Origin of the sequence: Streptomyces sp. NPDC059003 (assembly GCF_042740445.1) — a bacterium.
Classification (GTDB): domain Bacteria; phylum Actinomycetota; class Actinomycetes; order Streptomycetales; family Streptomycetaceae; genus Streptomyces.
Genome location: NZ_JBHYJH010000033.1, coordinates 12,330 through 37,236, shown reverse-complemented (window position 1 = coordinate 37,236; position 24,907 = coordinate 12,330). Strand labels below are relative to the sequence as shown.

General features: G+C 71.6%; 20 protein-coding genes. 10 read left to right on the top strand and 10 right to left on the bottom strand.

Going from position 1 to position 24,907, the window contains the following annotated elements; genetic code table 11:
- Nucleotides 1–249: 249 nt before the first annotated feature.
- Nucleotides 250–669, top strand: a complete 420-nt coding sequence (locus ACFWZ5_RS15120; protein WP_384800041.1) for a CBS domain-containing protein — start codon at nt 250–252, stop codon at nt 667–669.
- Nucleotides 670–790: 121 nt separating this feature from the next.
- On the opposite strand, the gene ACFWZ5_RS15115 is transcribed toward ACFWZ5_RS15120, so the two are convergent.
- The 3 genes from ACFWZ5_RS15115 to ACFWZ5_RS15105 form a co-directional block, all read right to left on the bottom strand.
- Nucleotides 791–1,945, bottom strand: coding sequence for a magnesium and cobalt transport protein CorA (locus ACFWZ5_RS15115; RefSeq protein WP_384800038.1), 1,155 nt, complete (start codon nt 1,943–1,945; stop codon nt 791–793).
- 123 nt (nt 1,946–2,068) lie between these two features.
- Nucleotides 2,069–3,115, bottom strand: a complete 1,047-nt coding sequence (locus tag ACFWZ5_RS15110; RefSeq protein ID WP_384800036.1) for a carbohydrate kinase family protein — start codon at nt 3,113–3,115, stop codon at nt 2,069–2,071.
- Nucleotides 3,116–3,123: 8 nt separating this feature from the next.
- Entirely contained in the window at nt 3,124–4,074 is a 951-nt protein-coding gene (locus ACFWZ5_RS15105; protein WP_384800033.1) for a pseudouridine-5'-phosphate glycosidase, read from the bottom strand.
- 72 nt (nt 4,075–4,146) lie between these two features.
- Here ACFWZ5_RS15105 and ACFWZ5_RS15100 point away from each other — a divergent pair, with 72 nt between their 5' ends.
- Nucleotides 4,147–4,515, top strand: a complete 369-nt coding sequence (locus ACFWZ5_RS15100; protein ID WP_384800030.1) for a cupin domain-containing protein — start codon at nt 4,147–4,149, stop codon at nt 4,513–4,515.
- Between the two features lie 80 nt (nt 4,516–4,595).
- On the opposite strand, the gene ACFWZ5_RS15095 is transcribed toward ACFWZ5_RS15100, so the two are convergent.
- From ACFWZ5_RS15095 to ACFWZ5_RS15085, 3 genes are all read right to left on the bottom strand, one after another.
- A complete protein-coding gene (locus ACFWZ5_RS15095) occupies nt 4,596–5,864 on the bottom strand; it encodes an MFS transporter (RefSeq protein WP_384800057.1) in 1,269 nt (422 codons plus the stop codon).
- A gap of 239 nt (nt 5,865–6,103) precedes the next feature.
- Complete coding sequence (locus tag ACFWZ5_RS15090; protein ID WP_384800055.1) at nt 6,104–6,673, bottom strand: methylated-DNA--[protein]-cysteine S-methyltransferase; 570 nt, start codon at nt 6,671–6,673, stop codon at nt 6,104–6,106.
- Nucleotides 6,674–6,748: 75 nt separating this feature from the next.
- Nucleotides 6,749–7,651: a glycerophosphodiester phosphodiesterase gene (locus ACFWZ5_RS15085; protein WP_384800027.1), complete on the bottom strand. Its 903-nt coding sequence runs from the start codon at nt 7,649–7,651 to the stop codon at nt 6,749–6,751.
- 272 nt (nt 7,652–7,923) lie between these two features.
- On the opposite strand from ACFWZ5_RS15085, the gene ACFWZ5_RS15080 reads away from it, so the two are divergent.
- From ACFWZ5_RS15080 to ACFWZ5_RS15055, 6 genes are all read left to right on the top strand, one after another.
- Nucleotides 7,924–8,811: an MHYT domain-containing protein gene (locus tag ACFWZ5_RS15080; protein ID WP_384800024.1), complete on the top strand. Its 888-nt coding sequence runs from the start codon at nt 7,924–7,926 to the stop codon at nt 8,809–8,811.
- Between the two features lie 40 nt (nt 8,812–8,851).
- A complete protein-coding gene (gene uvrB / locus ACFWZ5_RS15075; RefSeq protein WP_384800021.1) occupies nt 8,852–10,996 on the top strand; it encodes an excinuclease ABC subunit UvrB in 2,145 nt (714 codons plus the stop codon).
- 147 nt (nt 10,997–11,143) lie between these two features.
- Entirely contained in the window at nt 11,144–11,722 is a 579-nt protein-coding gene (locus ACFWZ5_RS15070; protein ID WP_384800018.1) for a TerD family protein, read from the top strand.
- Between the two features lie 85 nt (nt 11,723–11,807).
- On the top strand, nt 11,808–14,114 hold the full coding sequence (locus ACFWZ5_RS15065) for a TerD family protein (RefSeq protein ID WP_384800015.1): 2,307 nt from the start codon (nt 11,808–11,810) through the stop codon (nt 14,112–14,114).
- A 413-nt stretch (nt 14,115–14,527) separates the two neighbouring features.
- Nucleotides 14,528–15,532 carry a TerC family protein gene (locus ACFWZ5_RS15060; protein WP_384800012.1) on the top strand — a complete coding sequence of 335 codons (1,005 nt, stop codon included), beginning with the start codon at nt 14,528–14,530 and terminating at the stop codon, nt 15,530–15,532.
- A 211-nt stretch (nt 15,533–15,743) separates the two neighbouring features.
- Nucleotides 15,744–16,844, top strand: a complete 1,101-nt coding sequence (locus tag ACFWZ5_RS15055; RefSeq protein WP_384797306.1) for a calcium:proton antiporter — start codon at nt 15,744–15,746, stop codon at nt 16,842–16,844.
- A 96-nt stretch (nt 16,845–16,940) separates the two neighbouring features.
- Here the strand turns inward: ACFWZ5_RS15055 and ACFWZ5_RS15050 are convergent, their stop codons facing one another.
- Nucleotides 16,941–18,203: an MFS transporter gene (locus ACFWZ5_RS15050; RefSeq protein WP_384797314.1), complete on the bottom strand. Its 1,263-nt coding sequence runs from the start codon at nt 18,201–18,203 to the stop codon at nt 16,941–16,943.
- Nucleotides 18,204–18,369: 166 nt separating this feature from the next.
- On the bottom strand, nt 18,370–19,437 hold the full coding sequence (locus ACFWZ5_RS15045; protein ID WP_384797303.1) for a S66 peptidase family protein: 1,068 nt from the start codon (nt 19,435–19,437) through the stop codon (nt 18,370–18,372).
- A gap of 83 nt (nt 19,438–19,520) precedes the next feature.
- On the opposite strand from ACFWZ5_RS15045, the gene aroQ reads away from it, so the two are divergent.
- Nucleotides 19,521–19,982, top strand: a complete 462-nt coding sequence (gene aroQ, locus ACFWZ5_RS15040; protein ID WP_384797300.1) for a type II 3-dehydroquinate dehydratase — start codon at nt 19,521–19,523, stop codon at nt 19,980–19,982.
- 109 nt (nt 19,983–20,091) lie between these two features.
- Here aroQ and ACFWZ5_RS15035 read toward each other — a convergent pair whose 3' ends face one another.
- Nucleotides 20,092–20,748: an MBL fold metallo-hydrolase gene (locus ACFWZ5_RS15035; RefSeq protein ID WP_384797297.1), complete on the bottom strand. Its 657-nt coding sequence runs from the start codon at nt 20,746–20,748 to the stop codon at nt 20,092–20,094.
- A gap of 9 nt (nt 20,749–20,757) precedes the next feature.
- Nucleotides 20,758–21,465, bottom strand: a complete 708-nt coding sequence (locus ACFWZ5_RS15030) for a maleylpyruvate isomerase family mycothiol-dependent enzyme (protein ID WP_384797294.1) — start codon at nt 21,463–21,465, stop codon at nt 20,758–20,760.
- A 220-nt stretch (nt 21,466–21,685) separates the two neighbouring features.
- Between ACFWZ5_RS15030 and uvrA the strand changes: the two genes are divergently transcribed.
- Nucleotides 21,686–24,769: an excinuclease ABC subunit UvrA gene (uvrA, locus tag ACFWZ5_RS15025; protein ID WP_384797291.1), complete on the top strand. Its 3,084-nt coding sequence runs from the start codon at nt 21,686–21,688 to the stop codon at nt 24,767–24,769.
- Nucleotides 24,770–24,907 lie beyond the last annotated feature (138 nt).

Sequence of the window (24,907 nt, the reverse complement as noted above, 5' to 3'; positions counted from 1 at the left end):
GTCCGGCGTCGAGCGGTCGACGACGGCCGCCGTCCGGCGTGGGGCGGCCGACGGTGGCCGGGCCTACGGCGGCCGGGCCTGGCGGGCGCGGCCGGGTGCGCTCGGGACGGGTGCGCGTAGTCGCGTGCCCTGGCCCTGTGGCCCGGGCCCGCTGCGGGTGCGGCCACGCGGTGGCGCGGTGAGAATGAGGGAGCCGGGACTCGCGGTGCCCCCTGCGCCGCGCCGGCCGTCCGGCCCTGGGAGGTACCCATGACCACCGCCGGAGACATCATGCACCGTGGTGCCCAGTGGATCCCCGCCCACGAGACCTTGGACCGCGCCGCACAACTGATGCGCCAGCTGGACGTGGGCGCCCTGCCCATCAGCGACGCGAACGAGCGGCTGTGCGGCATCCTCACCGACCGCGACATCGTCGTCGGCTGTGTCGCGATGGGGCACGACCCCGCCAAGGTCACCGCGGGCGAGATGGCCAAGGGCACCCCGCGCTGGATCGCGGCGGACGCCGACGTCGACGCCGTCCTCGAACAGATGCAGAGCCACCAGATCCGCAGGCTGCCCGTGATCGAGGACAAGCGGCTCGTCGGCATGATCAGCGAGGCCGACCTCGCCACGCACCTGACCGAAGAGCAACTCGCGGGCTGGGTCGAGAGCGTCTACGCCAAGGGCTGACCCGAACCGCCGGGCCGAGCACGATCCTCACGCCTGCCTCGGCAGATCCTCACTCCCACCTTGGGCGCGATGCTTACGCCCACCCAGGAGCTGACCCTCACGCCCACCCCAGGAACAGCCCTCACAGCCAGCCGTTGCGCCGGAAGCCCCGGTAGAGGGCGAGGCATCCCGTGGCGATCACCCCCATCACCAGTCCGTAGCCGTACTGCCAGCGCAGCTCGGGCATGTGGTCGAAGTTCATGCCGTAGATCCCGCAGACCATCGTCGGCACGGCGACGATGGCGGCCCACGCCGTGATCTTCCGCATGTCCTCGTTCTGCGCGACCGTCACCTGCGCGAGATGCGCCTGGAGGATCGAGTTCAACAGCTCGTCGAAGGCCGCTATCTGTTCGGTGACCCGCTTGAGGTGGTCGTCCACGTCACGGAAGTACGCCTGTATCTCGGGGGCGACGAGGCGGGTCGGCTTCGTCGCGAGTATCTGGAGCGGGCGGCCGAGCGGCACCACCGCCCGCTTCAGCTCCAGGAGTTCACGCTTCAGCTGGTAGATGCGGCCGGGGTCGGCTGCCCGCGCCCCGGTGGGGGAGAACACCTCCGTCTCGACGTCGTCGATGTCGGACTGCACGGCGTCCGTCACGGCGAGGTAGTCGTCGACGACCTGGTCCGCGAGCGCGTGCAGCACGGCCGCGGGCCCCTGCGCGAGCTGGTCGGGCGTCGACTCGAGCTCCTCGCGCAGCGGGCCGAGGGAGCCGTGCCTGCCGTGCCGGACGGTGATCACGAACTCGCGGCCGAGGAAGACCATGATCTCGCCGGTGTCCACCACCTCGCTGGTCGCGGTCAGCTCGGCGTGCTCGACGTAGCACACGGTCTTGAACACGGCGAACAGCGTCTCGCCGTACCGCTCGACCTTCGGGCGCTGGTGGGCGTGGACCGCGTCCTCGACCGCCAGCGGGTGCAGGTCGAACAGGTCGGCGATGCCCGCGAACTCCTGCTCCGTGGGCTCGTGGAGCCCCAGCCACACGAAGCCGTCGTCGCTCTTGCGGACCTGCTCCACGGCCTCGACGAGATCCCCGTCGTGCGCCGTGGTCTGACGCACCCCCTTGCGATACGTCACGCACTTCACCACCGACGAGCCCAGCGGAGAACGCGCGGGGTGGCTCAGGTCGACGCGGGGGCTGCGCCGCCCGAGGCGCGCCACCTTCTTCAGGCCGCGGACGCTCCGCAGATTTCCGACCTTGCGAAGGCCTCCGACCTTCCGCAAGTTGCCTGCCATCGACATGTGCAGCTCCTAGCGCTGGACTTGATGAGCAAGTCTGCCAGCACGGTCCGACATCGCGCGGGGCCTGGGGAAACGGAAGGTTCCGTTTCGCGGTGGCGATGGGCGTACTCCCCGCCCCGCCCCTCACCTCCCGCCCCGCACCGACACCCCCGCCGGAGGCCGCGCCCCGACGCGCGCCACCGCCCGCGCCCCGGCCCGGCACCCCTCGGCCACCGCCTCCCGCAGCCCTGCCCCCGCCGTCCGCGCCGCGAGGAACGCACCGGTGAACGCGTCGCCCGCGCCCGTCGAGTCCCGTGCCGCGGCCCGCACGGCCGGAACGCGCACCCGCACCTGCCCGTCCCGCGCGGCCAGCGCGCCCTCGCCGCCCAACTTGACCACCACGTCCGGGAACCGGCGGCTCAGCGCGGCGGCCGCGTCCGCCGCCCGCGGCAGGCCCGAGAGCAGCTCCGCCTCGCCCCGGCTGGGCAGCAGGACGTGCACGCCGCGCGCTTCCGCCAGAAAGCGGTCCACGCCATGCCGCGCCAGGAAGCCCGCCGATGCCGGATCCACGCTCACCGTCACACCGCGCGCGCGAGCCGAGTCCAGGGCGGCCCGTGCCACGGCCCGGCTGGGCTCGGCGAAGAACAGATAGCCGGACAGATGCAGCCAGGCCACGCCGTCGAGCAGCGACGGCGCCCAGTCGGCGGGCGCGAGCCGCACGGACGCGCCGTTGTCGGTGAGGAACGTCCGCTCGGCCGCGCCGCCACCCTCCGCGCCCCCTTCCGTGCCGCTCGCTGTGCCGTCCTCCGTGCCGTCCCCTGTGTCACCCTCCGCGTCGCTCGTGTCGACGAGGCTGATCACCGTGCCCGTCGGGGCGTCCGGGTCCACGACGAGATGGGGACGTACCCCGGAGCGGAGCAGCGACTCCTGGTGCCACGCCGCCGCGTCGGCCCCCACCCGCCCCAGGAACCGCACGTCGGCGTGGCCCCAATGGGCCGCCCAGCAGGCGACGTTGGCCCCCGCCCCGCCCGGCACCGTGCGGATCGCGGCCACCGTGTCGGTTCCGGGCGCGAGCGGCGTACGGTGCCGGGCGACGATGTCCGTGACCACGTCACCGACGACCAGCAGGCCCCCGGCCCCGGCCCTGGCCTCGGCGTTGGCCCGGACCGGGACCGTTGCCTCCGTGTCCACCGCGTCCGTCACCCCCGCGCCCACGCGGCCGCGATCCGCGTCGCGAGCCGCACGTTTCCGCGCACCGCGGCGAGATTCGCCTCCAGGGACGCCCCTTCGGTGTGCCGCATCAGGTAGTCGAGGAGGAACGGCGTCACCGCCTGTCCCGTCACTCCCCGCGCGTCGCACTCCCGCAGCGCCTCATCCAGTACGCGCGCGTGGAGGGCGGGATCGAGCTGCTCCGCCTCCGGTACCGGATTCGCCACGACGAGCGCCGACTCCGGCCCCGCCAGTGCCTCCTGCGCGCGCATCACCTCCGCCGCCTCTTCCGGCGTACGCAGCGCCCAGTCCACGGTGTGCCCGGAGTCGGACAGATAGAAGCCGGGGAAGCGCCGCGTCCCGTACCCGGCCACCGCCACACCCAGCGTCTCCAGGCGCTGCAGCGTCGCCGCCACGTCCAGGATCGACTTCACGCCCGCGCACACGACCGTGATCCGGGTCCGCGCCAGCAGCCCCAGGTCGGCGGATTCGTCCTGGGTCACCGTCCACTCCCGGTGCACCCCACCGAGCCCACCCGTGGCGAACACCCGCACCCCCGCGCGTGCGGCGAGCAGCGCCGTCGCCGACACCGTCGTCGCCCCGCTCGCGCCCGCCGCGACCGCCAGGGGCAGATCCCGGTGGCCCAGCTTGCGGATGCCGTCCTCGCCGGCGACCCGCTCCACCTGCTCCTTGTTCAGGCCGACATGGGGGCGGCCGTCGAGGACGGCGATCGTCGCGGGGACGGCGCCCTCGTCGCGTACGGCCTCTTCGAGTTCGAGCGCCACCTGGAGATTGCGCGGGCGCGGGAGGCCGTGCGCGATGATCGTGGACTCCAGGGCCACCACCGGCCGCCGCCGCGCCAGAGCCGCCTGTACCTCGTCGGACACCACCAACACGGGCCTGCCTCCTGCCAGTCGGGTCTCCTGCGTTCCTGGCTTCATCCCTGGCGAGCGGCGCACGGTCGCAAACCCGTACGGCGAACCCGGTGAGCGGACCCATTAAGGTGACCGGCCATGACCACGAATGATCAGAACGCCGCCTCTTTCGCCGTGCACATTCCGGATGTCGAGCTCGAGGAGGAGCCGCTGGACCCGGAGCAGATCGTCTCCGGCGACCCGGTGGTCACCGGCAAGGTCCTGTGGGAGTCCGCGGACGGCAAGCAGCTGCGCGGCATCTGGCAGATCACGCCGGGCGTGGTGACCGACACCGAGGCCAACGAGCTCTTCGTGGTCGTCAGCGGGCGCGCCACCGTCGAGGTCGAGGGCGGCGACGTCCTGGAGGTCGGCCCGGGTGACGCGGCGGTCCTGCGCGAGGGCGACCGCACGACATGGACCGTCCACGAGACGCTGCGCAAGGCGTACCACATCACGCTGAGCGCCTAGGGCGTGCCCGCAACGTCCCGCCGTTCGCCCCGAAGGGCGTGCCAGGCGTCGCGGGGCAGGCGGGACTCTGCGGACACGGCCTAGCTCCGCGCGGACCCGCGGTGGAACAGGGCGAGTGCCGCGAGCGGCAGCAGCAGGAGCGCCGCGATCAGGTTGAGCAGGCCGTAGCTCGCCCGCGCGACCACGAGGCCCGCCACGGCGCCGCCGACGCCCGCCGCTGCGTTCATCGTCAGGTCCGACAGGCCCTGCGCGGCGGCCCGCGCGGCCTGCGGCACGGAGTCCGTGAGCAGCGCCGAACCGGCGACGAGGCCCGCCGACCAGCCGAGGCCGAGCACGAACAGGCCCGCCGCCGTCTGCGCGTGGTGGCCGCCCGCGGTCCCCGCGAGCAGCGCGGCGCAGGCCAGCAGGCCCACGGCGAGGCCGATGACGGAGAGCCGCCCGAGCCGGTCGGCGAGCCGCCCCATCACCGGTGAGAACGCGTACATGCCCGCGATGTGCCCGCTGATGACCAGACCGATCAGGTCGATGCTCGCCCCGTGGTGACCGAGGTCGACCGGTGTCATCGACATGATCGAGACCATGGCGGTGTGCGCGACGGCGACCGTCACCAGGGCGAGCCGGGCCCGCCGCGACGCGGCGACGGCGGCGAATCCGGCCCGCAGCGAGCGGCCCGCGGCCGACCGCTCCTCGTCGGCTTCCAGGGCGCGGGCGGTGAGCAGCGGGTCGGGGCGCAGCAGCACCGCCACGACGAGCGCCGAGACCAGGAAGACCCCGGCCGCCCACACGAACGCGCCCGACGCCTTCGGGATGCCGAGCCCCGTGACGCTGCGGCCCGCGGGCGCCGCGATGTTGGGCCCGAGCACCGCGCCGATCGTCGTCGCCCACACGACGTTCGAGATGGCGCGCGCCCTGGCCGTCGGCTCGGCCAGATCGGCGGCCGCGAACCGCGCCTGCAGATTCGCCGACGACGCCGCGCCGAACCCGGCCATGCCCACGAGCAGCAGCGGAAAGCTCTCGACGGCCGCGGCCACGACGACGACGCCCGCACCAAGCGCGCCGATCAGATACGCCAGGACGAGGCCGGGGCGGCGGCCCCGCGCGGTCATCAGCGCGGCCAGCGGAACCGAGAGCAGCGCGGTCCCGGCGACGGTCGCGGTGGGCGCGAGCCCCGACAGCGACTCGCTGCCGCTGACCTCCTTGGCGAGCACGGCGGCGAGCGCGATGCCGGTGGCGACGCCGAGCCCGCCGAGTATCTGGCTGACGATCAGCACCGCGGAGATACGCCGCCGCAGCGCCGGCAGATCGGCCACGGCGACCGGTGCGGTGGTCGCCTGCTCCGTCGCGGTCATCGGGTGCGCGCCGGGGGCGCGGCGGACAAGGGCGGCGACGTACGGCACGACGGCGCCGCGCACCGCAGGCGCGACGCGGATCGCACGCGCGACGCAGGCCGCGACGGGAAACAGGAGGATATGGCCACGCGCGCAGTGTGCCAGCACATTCCGCGATCCGGACATGGGTCGTCGCGCGGTACCGACCGGGCCGCACGCGCTGCCGCCGAACAGTGCCGCAGGCCAGGACAGCGCCCCCCTCAGAACAGCGGCGCCGGCAGCACCCCTTCCAGCGCGAGCAGCTGCCGCTTCGTCTCCAGACCGCCGCCGAAGCCGCCTATGCCGCCGTCGCTCTCGACCACCCGGTGGCACGGCACCACGACCGGCAGTGGGTTGGCGCCCATCGCGAGCCCCACCGCCTGGGCCGCGCCCGGCTGGCCCACGCGCCGGGCGAGGTCCCCGTAGCCGACGACCGTTCCGTACCGGACGCCCGTGGCCAGCTCGCGCAGCACCTGGCGGTTGAAGCCGGAGATCAGCGACCAGTCCAACGGCAGGTCGAAGTCGCGCCGCTCACCCGCGAAGTAGGCCTTCAACTGGCGTATGGGCTCGGCGAGCAGGGGGGATTCGGGCGCCTCGACCGGCTCGGCGCCCAGCCGGGAGCCGAGCCGCTCGACGGCCTTGTCGCGCACGCCGTCCGTGGCGTGGAAGACGACGCTGACAAGCCCGGCCTCGGTCGCGGCCAGCAGCAGCGGGCCGATGTCGCTGCGGACGACGGCCCACACCGGCCCGGGTCGCGCGGGCCGCTGCTGCTCCTGCTCGTGGTGCCCCATGGCGTTCATGGAAACCACCGTACGACCGAGCACTGACAACGCGGCCCCGCCCGCCCACAATCAGCCGTCTGCCGGTCAGTCCTCGATGGCCTCGCGCACGACGTCCGGCTTGTTGGTGATGATCCCGTCCACACCGAAGTCGGCGACCCGCCGCGCGGCCGCGGCCTCGTCGACGGTCCAGGTGTAGATCTCCAGAGGCTTGCCGTGCGGGCCCTTGAGCGCGTGGATGGCGGAGACGTAGTCGGCGGAGATGGACGTGTGCGTCGAGTTGATCTGGTCCGAGAACTCGGCGTACTTCGGCAGGTCGGCGGCCGCGGGCGTGCCCAGGAAGCCCGTCTTGATGTCGGGCCGCAGGGCGTGCACCTGCCGGACGCTGTCCGCGCTGAAGCTCTGGACGACCAGCCGGTGCTTCACGTGGTTCCGGTCGAGCCAGCCTGTCCTGCGCAGCACCCGCAGGGTGTCCTGCTCGATGCCCGGGTACAGCTCCGGCTTCTTGATCTCCAGGACGAGCCGCTGGTGGTTGCGCGAGACGCGGTTCATGTACTGCGTGAGCGTCGGCACGCGCGCGCCCGCGAACTTCGGGCCGAACCAGCTGCCCGCGTCCAGCTTCGCGATCTCCGCCGCGGTGAAGTCCTTCACCTTCCAGGGGGCGCGGTCGGGGAAGACCTCCTCGACGTTCGTCGTCCGCTTCAGGTTGTCGTCGTGCACGATCACGAGGACGCCGTCCTTGGTGCGCTGGACGTCGTTCTCGACCCAGCGGAAGCCGAGGTCCGCGGCCTTGTCGATGGCGGCGAGGGTGTTCTCGGGGGCGTAGGCGGAGGCGCCGCGGTGGGCGACGACCACCGGTACGTCGTGCCGGGCGGCGGCGCGGGTCTCCCGGGCGTCGGCGGTGCCGGCGGCAGCGGTGGTGGAGGGGAGGACGAGTGCACCTGCTCCTAGGAGAGCGGCGGTCGTGGCGGCGGCAGCGCGTGCGTACACGGGTTCTCCTCGCGTCATGAGCTCAGGGATCAGCTCAAAAGATGACAGTCCACGGCCAACTACAGACAGGCGCAGGATGGCCACAGGTTGAACACCGGCCCCTCATGTGGGGACCCCGCGCGCGGAAGCCGTGTTGTTTGCCGGAAAATCGTTCGTACGTTCCTGGAAGAGTCCTACTCTCGCCTCAGCCGACGCCCCGTCACCCGGCCGTCGACCGGCGCGTACGGGTGGTCCGGGACATTCAGGTACGACAGGCGGAAGGGCTACCGCTCATGGAGGGCACGGTCGACGGCTTCAGCTACGGACTCGTCACACCGGTGGTCGCTTACCTCATGGCCTGTCTCGGTGGTGCGCTCGGCCTGCGCTGCACCACCAGGTCACTGTTGGTCGCCCACTCCTGGCGGCCCGGCTGGCTCGCCCTCGGTTCGGCCGCGATCGGGTCCGGAATCTGGACGATGCACTTCATCGCCATGATGGGCTTCACCGTGAAGGAGACCCCGATCCACTACGACCGGGTGACGACCTTCGCGAGCCTCGCCGTCGCGATCGTCATGGTCGGCATCGGCATCTTCATCGTCGGCTACCGCGGTGCGCGGGGCGCGGCGCTCTTCACAGGAGGCACGATCACCGGCCTCGGCATCGCGTCGATGCACTACCTGGGAATGGCCGGTATGCGTCTGGGCGGCAGGCTGCAGTACAACACCCTCACCGTCGCGGCGTCCGTGGTGATCGCCGTCGTCGCCGCCATCGCCGCGCTCTGGGCCGCCGGGCAGATCAGGGGCTTCCTGTGGAGCCTCGGCGCCAGCCTCGTCATGGGCCTCGCCGTCAGCGGCATGCACTACACGGGCATGGCCGCCGTCAGCGTCCACCTGCACGACACGCCCGCCCCGCCCTCCGGGACGTCGTCCGCCGAGCTGCTCGCGCCCCTGATGATCGGCCCGCTCGCCTTCCTGCTGCTCTCCGGCGTCATCGTGATGTTCGACCCGCTGATGATGCTGGGCAAGGCCGACCTCAAGGCCGCCGGGCGGCCGCGCCCCCCGTCCTACCCGGTGGCGCGCTCCGGCGACCGGCAGAGCGGGCACATGAGCAGGCGGACGCCGCCGCGGCCGGGCCGCAGGAACCGCCGCAGGCCGGGCTCGCGCGCGCCCCAGAAGTGGTGAGCGGACGGCGTTGTCAGTGCGGGGTCGTACGGTGGATTCCATGCGGCCCGTATCGAAGATCGAACGCACGGTGGCACCTTTCGAGGTCGTCAGCCCGTACCAGCCCAGCGGCGACCAGCCCGCGGCCATCGCCGACCTGGAGAAGCGCATCCGCGCAGGTGAGAAGGACGTCGTCCTGCTCGGCGCGACCGGCACCGGCAAGTCGGCCACCACCGCGTGGATGATCGAGAAGCTCCAGCGCCCCACGCTCGTGATGGCGCCGAACAAGACCCTGGCCGCCCAGCTGGCGAACGAGTTCCGCGAGCTCCTCCCGAACAACGCGGTGGAGTACTTCGTCTCGTACTACGACTACTACCAGCCCGAGGCGTACGTCCCGCAGTCGGACACGTACATCGAGAAGGACTCCTCGATCAACGAGGAGGTCGAGCGCCTGCGCCACTCCGCGACGAACTCGCTCCTCACCCGCCGCGACGTCGTCGTGGTCGCCTCCGTCTCCTGCATCTACGGCCTCGGCACGCCGCAGGAGTACGTGGACCGCATGGTCCCCCTCAAGGTCGGCGACGAGATCGACCGCGACCAGCTCCTGCGCCGCTTCGTCGACATCCAGTACACGCGCAACGACCTGGCCTTCACCCGCGGCACCTTCCGGGTCCGCGGCGACACCATCGAGATCTTCCCGGTCTACGAGGAACTGGCCGTGCGCATCGAGATGTTCGGCGACGAGATCGAGGCGCTCTCCACGCTCCACCCGCTCACCGGCGAGGTCATCAGCGACGACGACCACCTCTACGTCTTCCCGGCCTCCCACTACGTAGCGGGCCCGGAGCGCATGGAGAAGGCGATCAACGGCATCGAGAAGGAGCTCGCCGAGCGCCTCGCCGAGCTGGAGAAGCAGGGCAAGATGCTGGAGGCCCAGCGTTTGCGCATGCGCACCACGTACGACCTGGAGATGCTCCGCCAGATCGGCTCCTGCTCCGGCGTCGAGAACTACTCGATGCACTTCGACGGCCGCGGCCCGGGCACCCCGCCGCACACCCTGCTCGACTACTTCCCGGACGACTTCCTCCTCGTCCTCGACGAGTCGCACGTCACGGTCCCCCAGATCGGCGCCATGTACGAGGGCGACGCCTCCCGCAAGCGCACCCTCGTCGACCACGGCTTCCGCCTCCCCTCCGCCCTCGACAACCGTCCGCTGAAGTGGGAGGAGTTCCAGGAGCGCATCGGCCAGACCGTCTACCTGTCGGCGACCCCGGGACAATACGAGCTCTCCCGCTCGGACGGCTTCGTGGAGCAGATCATCCGCCCCACCGGCCTCGTCGACCCGGAGGTCGTCGTCAAGCCCACGGAGGGCCAGATCGACGACCTGGTGCACGAGATCCGCAAGCGCGCCGAGAAGGACGAGCGGGTCCTCGTCACCACCCTCACCAAGAAGATGGCCGAGGACCTCACCGACTACTTCCTGGAGCTCGGCATCCAGGTCCGCTATCTGCACAGCGACGTCGACACCCTGCGCCGCGTCGAGCTCCTGCGCGAGCTGCGGGCCGGCGAGTACGACGTCCTGGTCGGCATCAACCTCCTGCGCGAGGGACTCGACCTGCCCGAGGTCTCCCTGGTGTCGATCCTCGACGCCGACAAGGAGGGCTTCCTGCGCTCCGGCACCTCCCTCATCCAGACCATCGGCCGCGCGGCGCGCAACGTGTCGGGCCAGGTCCATATGTACGCCGACAAGATCACCCCGGCGATGGAGAAGGCCATCGACGAGACGAACCGCCGCCGGGAGAAGCAGATCGCGTACAACAAGGAGAAGGGCATCGACCCCCAGCCGCTCCGCAAGAAGATCAACGACATCGTGTCGGCGATCGCGCGCGAGGAGGTCGACACCGAGGAGCTCCTCGGCAGCAACTACCGCAAGACGAAGGACGGCAAGGGAGCCAAGGCCCCGGTGCCCTCCCTCGGCACGGCGTCGGGCGCCGCGCCCGCCAAGGGCGCCAAGAAGTCCGCGAAGGGCAAGGCCGTGCCCACGGACCGGCCCGCCGCCGAACTCGCCGAGCAGATCGAGGAGATGACCGAGCGGATGCGCGCCGCCGCCGCGGACCTGCAGTTCGAGATCGCCGCGCGGCTGCGCGACGAGGTCTCGGAGATGAAGAAGGAGCTGCGGCAGATGAAGGAGGCAGGACTGGCGTAGCGGAGAACGGCACCGGCGTCGCGGTGTGTTGCAAGACCGACACAAATCGCGATCCAGGGTGCGGCGCGGTGGACACCGCTGCATAGGGTGATGGGCAACCGTCGGGCGACGACGGTTGCCCAGGGGAGTTCGAGAAGGGGACAGCGCGTGACGGTCAACATGACCAAGGGCCAGGCCATCAGCCTGCAGAAGAACGACGGGGGCGCCCTGACCGCGGTGCGCATGGGCCTCGGCTGGCAGGCGGCACCGCGGCGCGGCCTGTTCGGCACGCGTACGCGCGAGATCGACCTCGACGCGTCGGCCGTCCTGTTCGCCGACAAGCAGCCGGTGGACGTGGTGTTCTTCCGCCACCTCGTCAGCGACGACGGCTCCGTGCGGCACACCGGGGACAACCTGGTCGGCGGCGTCGGCCAGGGCGGCGACGACGAGGCCATCCTCGTCGACCTCCAGCGCGTCCCGGTCCACATCGACCAGATCGTGTTCACGGTGAACTCGTTCACCGGCCAGACCTTCCAGGAGGTGCAGAACGCCTTCTGCCGCCTGGTCGACGAGACCAACGGCCAGGAGCTGGCCCGCTACACCCTCGACGGCGGCGGCCAGTACACCGCCCAGATCATGGCCAAGGTCCACCGCGCGGGCCCGGGCTGGCAGATGACGGCCCTCGGCAACCCCGCCAACGGCCGCACCTTCCAGGATCTGATGCCGTCGATCCTGCCGCACCTGTAGGGGCAGGCCCGGCCGCCGGGCACGGCGGCCAAGCACGGCAGTCCGTACGAAGGCCCGGTGGGGGGCCGACAAGGGGGAACGAACGATGACGGCCGAGCTGGTCAGGGGGCAGAACCATCCGCTTCCCGGCACCCGCCTCGAGATCAGGGTGTCGGCCGGCAAGCCGCTCGTCGCCGGTGCCACGCTCTGCGACGAGCGGCGCAAGGTGCGCGGCACCGCCTGGGTCGCCCACCCCGGCGCACCCGTCCTGCCGGGCCTGGAAGTGTCCCGGCAGGCGGCCGCCGACCACCGCCTCGCCGTGGACCTGGACGCGCTGCCGGACGACGCGCACCAGGTCAACGTGTTGCTCGCGCTGCCCGTCGGCGCGGCGGGCCCGGTCGGCTTCGGCGCCGTCGCCGCGCCCTTCGTCGCCGTCACCGGGCTCGACGGCACCGAGATCGCCAGCTTCACGATCACGGACCTGACCGCCGAGTCCGCCGTCGTAGCCCTGGAGCTCTATCGCAGGCAGGGCGCCTGGAAGGTGCGCGCCGTCGGCCAGGGCTACGCGGGCGGGCTCGCCGAGATGCTCGCCGACCAGGGTCTGCCCCAGGCCCAGGAGCTGGCGGGCGCCATCAACGAAGCGGTGGCCCAGGGCCTCGCCCGCTCCGTGGCCGCGCCGCCGCCCCGGCCGTCGGACGAGGCACGCGTGCGTGCCGCCGCGCAGGGCCACGCCGCGCCGGGCCCGCAGCCGTCCGCCCAGGGCCCTGTGCCACCGGGGCAGCAGTCGCCCCCGCAGGGTCAGATCGCGCCCGGCCAGCAGTCCCCGCAGCCGGGACACATCACGCCGGGCCAGCAGCAGCCCGCGCCGGGCCAGATCACGCCCGGCCAGCAGCCCACGCCGGGCTCAACGCCGCCCGGCCAACAACTGCCCGCCCATCAGCCGCCCGCACAGCAGCAGCCGGGCCAACAGCGGCCCGCCCAACCGCAGCCGGGCCAACCGCAGTCGGGTCAAGGCCCCGCCACACCCTCCCAGCCGTCTCCGACCCCGTCGCACGGCGACCCGGCCGCCACCCAGCCGGTCACGCCGCCCGCCCAGCCGACCCCGCCTGCGCCCCAGCCGGTCACGCCCCCGACCCCGCCCCACCCCGGCGACGGCGCCACCCCCGCCCGGCAGCCCGACGGCGGCGCCGACGGTGGCCCCATCGACTACACCCACCCGCGCCGCCAGACCACCGCACCCCCGCCGCCCCCGCCCACCGCGGCTCCGGCGGCCCCCGGTCAGGCCGCCCAGCCCGTCGCTGGCGACGCCACCGGCTGGTCCATGGAGGAGCGGCTCTACAACCAGGTGTGGGGCATGTTCGAGGACCTGGCCCGCACGACGGCGGCGTACCGAAGCGCCGTCGACTTCGCCGACTCCCGCATGGAGCAGGAGCTCGACAAGGTCCTGTCCGACCCCCGCAGCCGCATCGGCGACACAGGTGACGCCGCGCGCGAGGCCGCCCGCGCCCGGCACGGCGACCTCGTCGACCAGGCCAGGGCCGCCCTCGACCGGGACCTGGCCCAGCTCGCCGCCGAGGTGGAGGTCGTCGAGCCCGCGCTGCCTCCGGCGTTCGCCGACTGGTCGAGCCCCGTCTGGCAGGGCTACCGGGTGCCCATGGAGATCCCGATGGCGCTGCGCCTCGGCGGCCTCCATCTCCCGGAGCGCCCGGACCTCCGTATCCCCATGCTGGTGCGGCTGCCCCTGGAGCGCGGCCTGTGGATCGACAGCGGCCGCTCCGGCACGGACTCGCTCGCCGACGCCGACCAGCTGCGCCGCCTCGCCCTGGACAGCGCCGTCGCGCACGCCGCGCGGCTGCTCGCGGCGTACCCTCCGGGCGCGTTCGCCGTGCATGTCATCGACCCCGCGGGCACCGGCGCGGGCGCGCTGGCCCCGCTCGTGGCGGCCGGTGTTCTGGACGAGCCGCCCGCCGCCGGCGCCGCCGGGGTCACGGCGGTCCTCACGAAGCTCACGCAGCGCGTGGACCTGGTGCAGATGGCGGTCCGCGGCGGTGTCTCGGAGTCGCTGCCGCCGGACCTGGACACGGGCGAGCAGCTCCTGGTGGTCAACGACTTCCCGCACGGCTTCGACGACCGTGCCGTGACCCAACTGCGGTACCTGGCGGACGAGGGCCCCGCCGTGGGCGTCCACCTGATGATGGTCGCCGACCGCGAGGAGGCCGCGGAGTACGGCCCGCTGCTCGACCCGCTGTGGCGCGCCCTGCTGCGCCTGACGCCGGTGCCGGACGACCACCTCGCCGACCCCTGGGTCGGCCACGCGTGGACGTACGAGCCGCCGCTGCCCCCGCCCCACAGCCAGGTCCTGCACCACGTCCTCGACCGCGCGGGCACGGCCCGCCGCACGGGCAGCCGCTGAGTCAGGAGCCGGGGCGCGTGCACCTGAGCACGCGCCCTCGCCATGCCCTTGAGGACATGCCCCGCGCCATGTCCTTGAGCACGCGCCCCTCGCCATGCCCTCGGGACGGCCTTCCCGTACGCACCTCGTGCGCCCTGCGCACCGCACGCCCTCGGCGCCGTCAAGTCGACTAAGTGATGTCACGCCCCTCTGACCTGGCTACTTGGTGCATGTTTGCCGACCCCTTTACCAAAGCTTGGTCTTTCGCGTACTCTGTTGGTGCGGAGGGGAGTACTCCCGTACGCGACGTGCCCGTCAGTACGGACCGCCATCGGTCCCGGGGCGTCGGCCCGCGGCGCACGGACAGTGCCCGGGTGGAAGAGACCTCCGGCAGCGACGACGCTGATCAGTAGCCGTACGACGCCGGAGGCGCAGTGGACGTTTCTATGACCCTGTGGGTGCTGACCGTTCTCGGTCTGTGTGCCCTGATCGCGGTCGACTTCTTCATCGGGCGCAAGCCGCATGACGTGTCGATCAAGGAAGCCGGAATCTGGACGGTCGTCTGGATCGTGCTCGCCGCGCTCTTCGGCATCGGCCTGCTGGTCGCGGGCGAGAGTCAGGCGTCCGGTGAGTTCTTCGCCGGCTTCATCACCGAGAAGTCGCTCAGCGTCGACAACCTCTTCGTCTTCATCCTGATCATGGCGAAGTTCTCGGTGCCGTCCCATCTGCAGCAGCGCGTGCTGCTGTTCGGCGTGCTGATCGCCCTGGTCCTGCGCGCGATCTTCATCGCCGCCGGCGCCGCGGTGATCGCCAACTTCTCCTGGGTCTTCTACATCTTCGGCGCGTTCCTGATCTACACCGCCTGGAAGCTCATCCAGGAGGCGCGCTCCGACGACGAGGAGGAGGACTTCGAGGAGAACCGCCTCCTGAAGTCCATCGAGAAGAAGTTCGGCGTCTCGGACCGGTACGAGGGCACGAAGCTGTTCATCCGGAAGAACGGCAAGAAGATCATGACGCCCCTGATGGTCGTCATGCTCGCCATCGGCACCACCGACGTGCTGTTCGCCATGGACTCCATCCCGGCGATCTTCGGCCTCACGCAGGACCCGTACATCGTCTTCACCGCCAACGCCTTCGCCCTGATGGGACTGCGGCAGCTGTACTTCCTCATCGGCGGACTGCTCAGGAAGCTGGTCCACCTCAGCTACGGCCTGTCGGTGATCCTCGGCTTCATCGGCGTGAAGCTCGTCCTGCACGCCCTGCACGAGTCCGGGGTGCACGTCCCCGAGATCTCCATCCCGGTCTCGCTCGGCGTGATCTGCGGCGTCCTGATCGTCACGACGATCACGAGCCTCATCGCCTCCAAGAAGCAGGAGGAGCGCGAGGCGGCCCAGGCGGCCGACGAGGACAAGGCCCCCAAGGACAGCGTCGAGGCGTAACAGGTCTCTACGGAGGACACGACCGCCTCTACGGAGGGCACGAACACCCTCTCTCTACGGGAGGGCATGAACGCCCTCTCCGTAGAACGCGGGTGCCACTGAACGGAACCACCTGGAGCGGTGCACGGTCGACGACGACCGTGCACCGCTTCCGCATAGAGAGGAACGTATGAAGTCGCGGCCCTCCCGCGCGCGGGGCAGCATCGAAGACATGATCCCCAGACTCCGGTCACTCGCCTCGCGGTGGACGGCCGCCGTGCCGGTACTCGGAGTCGTCCTGCTCGCCCTCACCTGGGGGCGGGACCTGCCGGGCGGCGTGGTCGCCCTGGTGACGGCGGTACTCGCCGGCGCGGTGCTCGCCGCGGTCCACCACGCCGAGGTCATCGCCCACCGCGTCGGCGAACCCTTCGGCTCGCTCGTCCTCGCCATCGCCGTCACCATCATCGAAGTGGCGCTGATCGTCACCCTGATGGCCGACGGCGGCGACAAGAGCTCCACCCTGGCGCGCGACACCGTCTTCGCCGCCGTGATGATCACCTGCAACGGCATCCTCGGCCTGTGCCTGCTCACGGGCGCCCTGCGCCACCGCGTCGCCGTCTTCAACTCCGAGGGCACCGGCGCCGCGCTCGCGACGGTCGCCATACTCGCCACGCTCAGCCTGGTCCTGCCGACCTTCACCACGTCCAAGCCGGGCCCGGAGTTCTCCACGTCGCAGCTCACCTTCGCCGCGCTCGCCTCGCTCGTCCTGTACGGCCTGTTCGTGGCGACGCAGACCGTGCGCCACCGCGACTACTTCCTGCCCGTCACCCGCGAGGGAGAGGTGGTCGACACCGACGACCACGCCGAGGGCCCCTCCGCCCGCACCGCGCTCATCAGCCTCGGCCTGCTCGCGCTCGCGCTGATCGGCGTCGTCGGACTCGCCAAGGGCGTGTCGCCGACCATCGAGTCGGGCGTGGAGTCCGCGGGCATGCCGCACGCCGTCGTCGGCGTGATCATCGCGCTGCTCGTGCTGCTCCCCGAGACCATCGCGGCGGTGCGGGCCGCCCGCCGCGACCGCGTCCAGACCAGCCTCAACCTCGCGCTCGGCTCGGCCATGGCCAGCATCGGCCTGACCATCCCGGCCGTCGCCGTCGCCTCGGTATGGCTGTCCGGGCCGCTCGTGCTCGGGCTCAGCTCGACGCACATGGTGCTGCTCATGCTCACGGTCGCCGTCGGCACGCTCACCGTCGTGCCCGGGCGGGCCACACCGCTGCAGGGCGGCCTCCACCTGGTCCTGTTCGCGGCGTACCTGGAGCTCGCGATCAATCCCTGACGGCGATCCCTGACGGCAATCCCTGACGGCGACAGCGAGCCCGCGACCCCGACGGCGAGCCCGCGAACAGCCCCCGACACCGGAAGCCGGTGCCGCTCACCCCGTGACCGGCACCGGCTCCCGCGCGGGCCGGGTCTCCGGCAGCAGCGCGAAACACCCGAGACTGAGCACCGCCACCCCCGTCAGATACGCGGCCACACCCCAAGGGGGCCCGTCCCCGCGCGCCGCAGCCGTCGCCACGAGGGGCGTGAGCGCCCCGCCGAGCACCCCGGCGAGGTTGTAGCCGACCGCGGCCCCCGTGCAGCGCACACGCGGCTCGTACAGCTCCGGCAGATACGCGGCGACCACGCCGAACATCGTGACGAACGCGAGCAGCGCCACCAGGAAGCCCAGGAACATCAACAGCGGCTCCCCGGTCGCGAGCAGCCCCACCATGGGGAACATCCACAGCACGATCGCCGCGCAGCCGAGCAGACACAGCGGGCGCCGCCCGTAGCGGTCGCCGAGGTGCGCCGCCACGGGCGTCAGCGCCCCCTTGGCGACGACGGCCGCCATGATGCACACCAGCATGACCGTGCGACTCACCCCGAGCTGCTCCACCCCGTAGGCGAGCGACCAGGTCGTGACGGCGTAGAACACCGCGTACCCGACGGCGAGCGCGCCCGCCGTGAGCAGGACGAGCCGCCAGTGCCCGCGCGCCACTTCCGCGAGCGGTACGCGCGCGTGCTCGCGTACGCCGAGGAAGTCCGGGCTCTCCGCGAGCGAGGCGCGCAGCGCGAGCCCCGCCGCCGCCAGCAGCCCCGCGCCCCAGAACGGAATCCGCCACCCCCAGGAGGCGAACTGCGCGTCCGTGAGCGTCGCCGAGAGCACCAGCATGATGCCGTTGGCGAGCAGGAACCCGATCGCGGGCCCCACCTGGGGGAAGCTCGCCCACAGCCCGCGCCGCTCGGCGGGCGCGTGCTCGGCCGTCAGGAGCACCGCACCGCCCCACTCGCCGCCCAGGCCGACGCCCTGGAGGAACCGCAGCACGAGCAGCAGCAGGGGAGCGGCGACACCGATCGAGTCGTACGTCGGTACGCAGCCGACGGCGACCGTGGCCAGGCCCGTCATCAGCAGCGAGATCACCAGAACGGGCCGTCGCCCATGCCGGTCACCGATGTGCCCGAAGATCACCGACCCCAGGGGCCGGGCGACGAAGCCCACTCCGAATGTCGCGAACGCGGCCAGAGTTCCCGCCAGCGGCGAGAACGTCGGAAAGAACAGCGGCCCGAGCACCAGGGCCGCCGCGGTGCCGTAGATGAAGAAGTCGTAGAACTCGATGGCGGTCCCGGCGAGCGACGCGGTGGCGAGGCGGGGCAGCGACGGGGACGTGGCCTTGGGCTTTGACGGACAGTCACTGGTGTGCACGGTGCGTCAACTACCCGCTGTCACCGGCGGTTACGGGGGCGCGCGGGGGTTCGCACCTGTCTCCGGGCGCCACGGGCGTGCCCCTCCGCCCCGGGGGCCGCTTCCGTAGAGGGGCGGTTCAGTACGTGACCGTGATGCGCCGTGCGCGCCCGTCCACCCGCACCGTGCCGCCGTACGGGATCACGTACTGGGGATCCGTGTGCCCCAGATCCACGTCGAACACCGCCAGGGCGTCCGGCGCGTACGCGGTGAGCGCCCGGAGGACGGCCTCGCGCTGCTCGTGCGCGTAACGGGCGCGCTCCTGAGGGGCGTGGGGGTGCTCGAAGCTCCAGGTCTTGGCGCGGCCCATCACCAGCGCGGCGAAGCGGCTCAGCAGGCCGCGCTCGCCCAGGGCGCGCAGGGCGCGGAACACCTCGGTGGCGGACGGGAGTTCCTCGGACGTCTCCAGGAAGAGCACCTGCCCGTCGTACGTCGCCGGGTCGGCGATCTCGCGGTCCGCCATCAGGAGCCCGGACAGGGTCTCCAGGTTGCCTCCCCAGGAGCGGCCCTCGGCCACCTGGCCCGTCCCGCCGGGCAGGTGCCAGGTCCAGCCGCCGCCCGGCTCGGTCTCCGGTTCGGCGGCGAACGAGGCCGGGTCGTCCCAGGGGACGTCGATGACGCGGAAGCGGTCGGCGGGCACCAGTTCGTAGGGGCCAGGGACGAACAGCGCGGCCCGCAGCGAGTCGGCGGTCTGCGCGGCCATGGCGCCGGGCCGCCCGAGCTCGCACATCACCGACGCTCCGTGGTAGCTGACGATGCCGGTCCGCGACAGGAACGCGTGCAGGTTCGTGTTGTCGCTGAACCCGAAGAACGGCTTCGGGTGCGCGCGGATCAACTCCCGGTCCAGGAACGGCAGGACGGTGATCTGGTCGTCGCCGCCGATGCTCGCGATGACGGCCTTCACGGTCGGGTCCGTGAACGCGGCGTGCAGGTCGTCGGCGCGCTCCTGGGGCGAGGAGCCCATCGTGCGGGTCGTCGGGTACTCCACGGGCTCCAGGTGGAACTCCGTGCGCAGCCGTGACAGGCCGAGCTCGTAGGGGAGGGGGAAGAGCCCGGGGAGCCCCGCGGACGGCGAGACGACGGCTATGCGGTCACCCGGCGCGGGCTTCGGCGGATACACGGGGCGCTGTTCGGCGGGTGACGTCATGCCCGGCAGCGTACGGCCCGTCGCCGCCCGCGAGCACCGTGATAAACCGTCTAGGAGCAGCAGTCCGACGCACGGAGGTCCCTGTGCCCCACACCCTCGCCACCGCCCCGATCATGATCCTGAACGGGCCCAACCTGAACCTCCTGGGCAAGCGGCAGCCGGAGATCTACGGCACCGACACGCTCGCCGACGTCGAGGCCCTGTGCGCCAAGGCGGCAGCGGCGCACGGCGGGACGGTCGACCTCAGGCAGTCCAACCATGAGGGTGAGTTGGTGGACTGGATCCACGAGGCGCGGGAGCACCACGCGGGCATCGTCATCAACCCCGCCGCGTACTCGCACACGTCCGTCGCGATTCTGGACGCGCTCAACACCTGTGACGGCATGCCCGTGGTGGAGGTCCACATCTCCAACATCCACCAGCGGGAGGTCTTCCGGCACCACTCGTACGTCTCGCAGCGCGCCGACGGCGTCATCGCGGGGTGCGGGGTGCAGGGGTACGTCTTCGGGGTGGAGCGGGTGGCCGCCCTGGTGGCGCAGCGCTGAGCCGAGCTCCGGTAACGCGGAAGGGCTGACAGAGGGCGGGCAGAAGGCGGGCAGAAAGGCAGGCCGAGGGGCTGACAGGTGGCGCCGGGTCCCCGGCGCCACCCACGGGTCACCAGCCGCGCTCGCGCCACTCCGCCAGGTGCGGGCGCTCCGCGCCGAGCGTCGTGTCGTTGCCGTGGCCCGGATAGACCCACGTCTCGTCCGGCAGCGTGCCGAAGATCTTCGTCTCGACGTCCCCGATGAGGCGCGCGAACTTCTCCGGGTCCTGCCAGGTGTTGCCGACGCCTCCGGGGAAGAGGCAGTCGCCGGTGAAGACGTGCGGGTGGCCGTGCGGGTCGTCGTACACGAGGGCGATCGAGCCCGGGGTGTGGCCCACGAGGTGGCGGGCCGTGAGCGAGATCCGGCCGAACTTGATCGTGTCGCCGTCGTCGACGAGGACGTCCGTCGGCACCGGAATGCCCTCGGCGTCCTCGCGGCCCGCGTACGTCCGCGCGCCCGTCGCCCCGACGACCTCGGCGAGCGCCTGCCAGTGGTCGCCGTGCTGGTGCGTGGTGACGACGGACGTGATGCCGTCGTCGCCGATGAGGCGCAGCAGCGTCGCCGCCTCGTTCGCCGCGTCGATCAGGAGCTGCTCGTCGGTGGCCCGACAGCGCAGCACGTAGGCGTTGTTGTCCATCGGCCCGACCGCGACCTTCGAGATCATCAGGTCCTGCAGCTCGTGCACATCCGCGGGCCCGCCGACCTTCACCGCTCCGCTGTACGTCATGGGCTCAGCCTATAGCGGGGGGAGGGCGGGCAGGAGGCCGCCGTCGACGGTCAGTACGGGGGCCAGGGCGGCCTTGTCGCGGCGGCCCGCGAGCCACCCGAGGAGCGCGGGCGCCGGGCCGCTCACGGTGACCTCCGGCTTCTCCCCGCTCTCCTGGGCGCGGCCCGTGCTCCACGCGTGCGTGCCGTCGGTGACGTGCGTCGGCGGTACGTCGGCGTTCCCCAGGAAGCGCTTGGTGAGGAAGTCGATCTCGCGGGTCACGAAGTCGTCGGGCAGGTCCTCCAGCTCGTACCCGATCCCCAGATCCACGTGGTGCAGCTCCACCTCGATCCAGCGCCGGAACGGCACCCGGGACGCCGAGTCCGTGACCCCGTTGCGCAGCTCCACCGTGCGGGACCAGTCCGCGGGCAGGGCCGCCTCGTCCTGGAAGCGCGCCGCCGACAGGCGCACGTCCTCGATCTGCTCGGCCAGCGGCCGCGGTGCGCCCCGCTCGATGTCGCTGTCGCGCACATCGGCGCTGGCGTACATCGGGCGTCCGGCGAGGACGTTCACGAGCGCGTCGGCGTTCCGCGCGAGGTGGGTGAGGACATGGCCCCGGGTCCACCCCGGGAGGCGGGAGGGTCCTGCGGCCGCCGTGTCGTCCAGGGCGGTGGCTGCGGCGAGCAGCCGATCGGTCGCGTCACGTACAGACGCCAGGTCGCGCACATGATCAATCATGGGCCTGACGATAGCCCCGCCACACGTTCGGGTGAAGGCGGCCGACCACCCCCTCAAATCGAATGTCCGTGCTATAAGCTCGGGCGCGGCATCGGGCACTCTTGATGGTCCGGGTTTCACCAACCGGAGAAACCGCCCGGCGTTGTCAGTGGGCCGCCCTAGTCTGTGAAGGACGGGGGCCCTGCCCCTGTCACTTCTCTCAAGAAAGGTGCGGACCGGCGTGGCCGACCGTCTCATCGTCCGTGGCGCGCGCGAGCACAATCTCAAGAACGTCTCGCTCGACCTCCCGCGTGACTCCCTCATCGTCTTCACCGGTCTCTCCGGGTCGGGCAAGTCCTCGCTGGCCTTCGACACGATCTTCGCCGAGGGCCAGCGGCGCTACGTCGAGTCCCTCTCGTCGTACGCCCGGCAGTTCCTCGGCCAGATGGACAAGCCGGACGTCGACTTCATCGAGGGCCTGTCGCCCGCGGTCTCCATCGACCAGAAGTCGACCTCGCGCAACCCGCGCTCGACGGTCGGCACCATCACCGAGGTCTACGACTACCTGCGCCTGCTGTTCGCCCGCATCGGCAAGCCGCACTGCCCGGAGTGCGGCCGCCCGATCTCCCGGCAGTCGCCGCAGGCCATCGTCGACAAGGTCCTCGAGCTGCCCGAGGGCAGCCGCTTCCAGGTCCTTTCGCCGCTGGTGCGCGAGCGCAAGGGCGAGTTCGTCGACCTCTTCGCCGACCTGCAGACCAAGGGCTACAGCCGCGCGCGGGTCGACGGCGAGACCATCCAGCTCTCCGACCCGCCCAAGCTGAAGAAGCAGGAGAAGCACACCATCGAGGTGGTCATCGACCGCCTCACCGTCAAGGACAGCGCCAAGCGCCGCCTCACCGACTCCGTGGAGACCGCGCTCGGCCTCGCCGGCGGCATGGTCGTGCTCGACTTCGTCGACCTCCCCGAGGACGACCCCGAGCGCGAGCGCATGTACTCGGAGCACCTGTACTGCCCGTACGACGACCTGTCCTTCGAAGAGCTGGAGCCCCGCTCCTTCTCCTTCAACTCGCCCTTCGGCGCCTGCCCCGACTGCACGGGCATCGGCACGCGCATGGAGGTCGACCCCGAGCTGCTCGTCCCGGACGAGGACAAGTCCCTCGAAGAGGGCGCCATCCACCCCTGGTCGCACGGCCACACCAAGGACTACTTCGGCCGCCTCGTAGGAGCCCTCGCCGACGCCCTCGGCTTCTCCATGGACATGCCCTGGGCGGGCCTGCCCCAGCGCGCCAAGAAGGCCCTGCTCTACGGCCACAAGACCCAGATCGAGGTCCGCTACCGCAACCGGTACGGCCGCGAGCGGGTCTACACCACGGCCTTCGAAGGCGCCGTCCCCTTCGTCAAGCGCCGCCACAGCGAGGCCGAGAGCGACGCCAGCCGCGAGCGCTTCGAGGGCTACATGCGCGAGGTGCCCTGCCCCACCTGTGAGGGCACGCGCCTGAAGCCGATCGTCCTCGCCGTCACGGTGATGGGGAGGTCCATCGCCGAGGTCTCCGCGATGTCGATCAGCGACTGCGCGGACTTCCTGGCCCAGCTGAAGCTCACCGCCCGCGACAAGAAGATCGCCGAGCGCGTCCTGAAGGAGGTCAACGAGCGGCTGCGGTTCCTGGTCGACGTCGGCCTGGACTACCTCTCGCTGAACCGCGCGGCGGGCACCCTCTCCGGAGGCGAGGCCCAGCGCATCCGCCTGGCCACCCAGATCGGCTCCGGCCTCGTCGGCGTGCTCTACGTCCTGGACGAGCCGTCCATCGGCCTGCACCAGCGCGACAACCACCGCCTCATCGAGACGCTCGTCCGCCTCCGCGACATGGGCAACACGCTCATCGTCGTCGAGCACGACGAGGACACCATCAAGGTCGCCGACTGGGTCGTCGACATCGGCCCCGGCGCGGGCGAGCACGGCGGCAAGGTCGTGCACAGCGGCTCCCTCAAGGAGCTCCTCGGCAACGACAAGTCGGTCACGGGCCAGTACCTGTCGGGCAAGAAGGCCATCCCCGTCCCCGACGTGCGCCGCCCCGCCGACCCCTCGCGCCGGCTCACGGTGCACGGCGCCCGCGAGAACAACCTGCGGGACATCGACGTCTCCTTCCCGCTCGGCGTCCTCACGGCCGTCACCGGCGTCTCGGGCTCCGGCAAGTCGACGCTGGTCAACGACATCCTGTACACCCACCTGGCCCGCGAGCTGAACGGCGCCCGGAGCGTGCCGGGGCGCCACACGCGCGTGGACGGCGACGACCTCGTCGACAAGGTCGTGCACGTCGACCAGTCGCCCATCGGCCGCACCCCCCGGTCGAACCCGGCGACGTACACCGGAGTCTTCGACCACGTCCGCAAGCTCTTCGCCGAGACCACGGAGGCCAAGGTCCGGGGCTATCTGCCCGGACGCTTCTCCTTCAACGTCAAGGGCGGCCGCTGCGAGAACTGCTCCGGCGACGGCACCATCAAGATCGAGATGAACTTCCTGCCGGACGTGTACGTCCCGTGCGAGGTCTGCCACGGGGCGCGCTACAACCGCGAGACGCTGGACGTGCACTACAAGGGCAAGTCCATCGCCGAAGTCCTCGACATGCCCATCGAGGAGGCACTCGGCTTCTTCGAAGCGGTGCCCGCCATCGCCCGCCACCTGAAGACGCTCCACGACGTCGGCCTCGGCTATGTCCGCCTCGGCCAGTCCGCGCCCACCCTCTCCGGAGGCGAGGCCCAGCGCGTCAAGCTGGCGAGCGAGCTCCAGAAGCGCTCCACGGGCCGCACGGTCTACGTCCTCGACGAGCCGACCACCGGCCTGCACTTCGAAGACATCAGCAAGCTCATCACGGTCCTGTCCGGCCTCGTCGACAAGGGCAACACGGTCATCGTGATCGAGCACAACCTGGACGTCATCAAGACCGCCGACTGGGTCGTCGACATGGGCCCCGAGGGCGGCAGCGGCGGCGGCCTCGTCATCGCCGAGGGCACCCCCGAGCAGGTCGCCGGAGTCCCGGCCAGCCACACGGGCAAGTTCCTGCGGGACATCATCGCGGCGGACCGCATCAGCGACGCGGGGATGCCTCCGGCACGGCGTACGACGAAGAAGGCGGCCGCCAAGAAGACGGTGGCCGCGGCCACGGCACCCGCGAAGAAGACGGTCACCAAGAAGACCACGGCGACCAAGAAGGCGGCCACTCAGAAGACGGCCACTCAGAAGACGGTCACCGAGAAGGCGGCCACCAAGAAGACGGCAGTCAAGAAGACCGCAGCCAAGAAGGCCACGCGGAGCCGCAAGGCCTGACGCCGTCACCGGCCGATCGAGGTGGGGGGGCCGGGGCCGTGGGGGGGGGGCCGGCCCCCGGGGCAGGGGCCCGCCCCACCCAATTTAACAGGGCGGGTAGCTTGTTGGGTGGGGGGGCGATGCCGAAAGAGCGAGGCG